Raw genomic sequence first — 2,245 nt, 5'->3', positions numbered from 1 at the left:
CCCGCTGGCCGCTCACCACGATCGGCGAACTCGCGCGCGGGGGCGCACTCCAGCTGCGTACGGGCGGAAACGGCGGCCACGCGCGCGTGCCCGTCCTCACCGACCACGACGTCCTCGCCGGAACAGCGCCCTCCGGAACGCTGCCCGAGAGCGACGAGGAACCCGTCCTCACCGAGCCCGGAGACATCGTCGTCCCCGTACTCGGCGGTGGCGCCATCGCGCGTGTGGTCGACGAGGCGACCGCGGGCGCCGCCCTCGGCCGCAACCTCGCGCTGCTGCGGCCCGACCCGGCCGCCATCGACCCGTGGTTCCTCGCCGGCTTCCTGCGCGGCACCGCCAACAACCGCCAGGCCAGCAGCTACGCGTCCACCGCGACCCGCCTCGACGTCCGCCGCCTCCAGGTGCCCCGGCTGCCACTGGACCAGCAGCGCACGTACGGCGAACGGTTCCGGGCGCTCGCCGAGTTCGAGGAGGCGCTACGGCTGGCCGGCCGCCTCGGCGAGCAACTGGTCCGCGGCATGTACGACGGCCTGACGGACGGCACTGTCGAGCCCGGCTGAGACGGTTGGGGCGGACGGAGCGATCAGCACGACAACGGTTCGGTACAACCCGGGAACAGTTGTCCTTGTCGGCCTATACGCTCGGACTTCCAACTCGTAGGTTCGTCCTTCGTCCGTCGTACGCCCGACCTTCGTCCGTCCTCATCAGGCCTCCAGGAGCAACCATGCAAGGCCACGGCCAGGCGCAGCCGGTGAAGCCGCCACCCTCGACCGGGTTGCTGGTCTTCCTGCGCGTGTTCTTCGTGGTGATCTCGGTGTGCAGCTTCGGCCTGCTCGGCTGGACGATGATGCTGCGCCTGGCACTCGTGACCCGGAAGTCGCTGGACTGGGGCCTGTTCGTGGCCACCCTGGCGGCCGAGATCCTCGGACTCGTCCTGCTCGGCACCGAGCCCGGCGAAGAGATCCACACCGTCGGCGGCTGGCTGGGCCTCGCCCTGCTCTTCGGCTCGCTCGTGGTCGTGATCGCGTACTACCTCTCGGCCGACATCCGCCACTTCCACCAGCTCGGCTACGCGGCAGCGGGCTACGCGCAGCACCAGCAGGCCCCGTCGCCCGTGTACGGCTACCCGCAGCAGCAGTCGCCGTACAACGCCGCGACGGGCCCGCACACCCCGGTGCCCCCGATGGCGCCGATACCCCAGCCGGCCACGCCCCAGCCCGGCACGCCGACCCCGACCCCGCCGCCCCAGCCGCAGCGCCCCGCGCCGGCCAGGATCGACCAGGTGCGCGCCGAGCTCGACGAGCTGAGTGACTATCTCCGCAAGCACGAGGACGGCAGGTGACCGTGGCGCCGGGACGTGTGATCACCGGCCGCTACGAACTGTCCACGCTCATCGGACAGGGCGGCATGGGCCAGGTGTGGACGGCGTACGACCAGCGCCTCGACCGGCGCGTCGCCGTCAAGCTGCTGCGCCCCGACAAGGTCGCGGGCGCCGAGGCCGACGAACTGCGCCGCCGCTTCGTGCGCGAGTGCCGCGTCACCGCCCAGGTCGACCACCCCGGCCTGGTCACCGTCCACGACGCGGGCAGCGAGGGCGAGGAGCTGTTCCTCGTCATGCAGTACGTCGACGGCGCCGACCTCTCCGACCACCTCGCCGAACACGACCCGTACCCCTGGCAGTGGGCCGTCTCGGTCGCCGCCCAGCTCTGTGCCGTGCTGTCCGCGGTGCACGCCGTGCCGATCGTCCACCGCGACCTCAAGCCGCGGAACGTGATGGTCAAGCAGGACGGCACGGTCACCGTCCTCGACCTCGGCGTCGCGTCGGTCATGGACACGGACACCACCCGCCTCACCCACACGGGCTCACCCATCGGCTCGCCCGCCTACATGGCCCCCGAGCAGGCGATGGGCGGCGCGGTCGGGCCGTACACGGATCTGTACGCGCTCGGGGTGCTGATGCACGAACTCCTCAGCGGGGACGTGCCGTTCTCGGGCTCCACCGCGCTCGGCGTGCTCCACCGCCACCTCTACGAACCGCCCCTCCCGGTCCGCCGCCTGCGCCCCGAGGTCCCGGAAGCGCTCGAAGCGCTCGTGCTGCGGCTGCTCTCGAAGGACCCGCAGCACCGCCCGGACTCCGCGCAGGAGACGTACGAGCAACTGCTGCCGCTGCTTCCCGCGCGCGGGATCCCGTCCGGCGGCCCGCTCGACCCCACCCGCCCCTTCCTGCGCCCGCACGCCCCCTGGC

General features: G+C 72.3%; 2 protein-coding genes and 1 pseudogene. All 3 read left to right on the top strand.

What is annotated here, in order from left to right; genetic code table 11:
• Positions 1-560, top strand: a pseudogene (locus tag O3Q52_RS52160) (SAM-dependent methyltransferase); the annotation flags it as partial.
• A gap of 164 nt (positions 561-724) precedes the next feature.
• Positions 725-1,342: a hypothetical protein gene (locus tag O3Q52_RS52155; protein ID WP_269655404.1), complete on the top strand. Its 618-nt coding sequence runs from the start codon at positions 725-727 to the stop codon at positions 1,340-1,342.
• Between the two features lie 65 nt (positions 1,343-1,407).
• Positions 1,408-2,245: serine/threonine-protein kinase (locus O3Q52_RS52150; protein WP_269655405.1), on the top strand; the 838-nt coding region annotated here is incomplete at its 3' end.

Origin of the sequence: Streptomyces sp. ActVer (genome assembly GCF_027270795.1) — a bacterium.
Classification (GTDB): Bacteria; Actinomycetota; Actinomycetes; order Streptomycetales; family Streptomycetaceae; genus Streptomyces; species Streptomyces umbrinus_A.
This window is presented reverse-complemented; position numbering and strand designations above follow the sequence as displayed.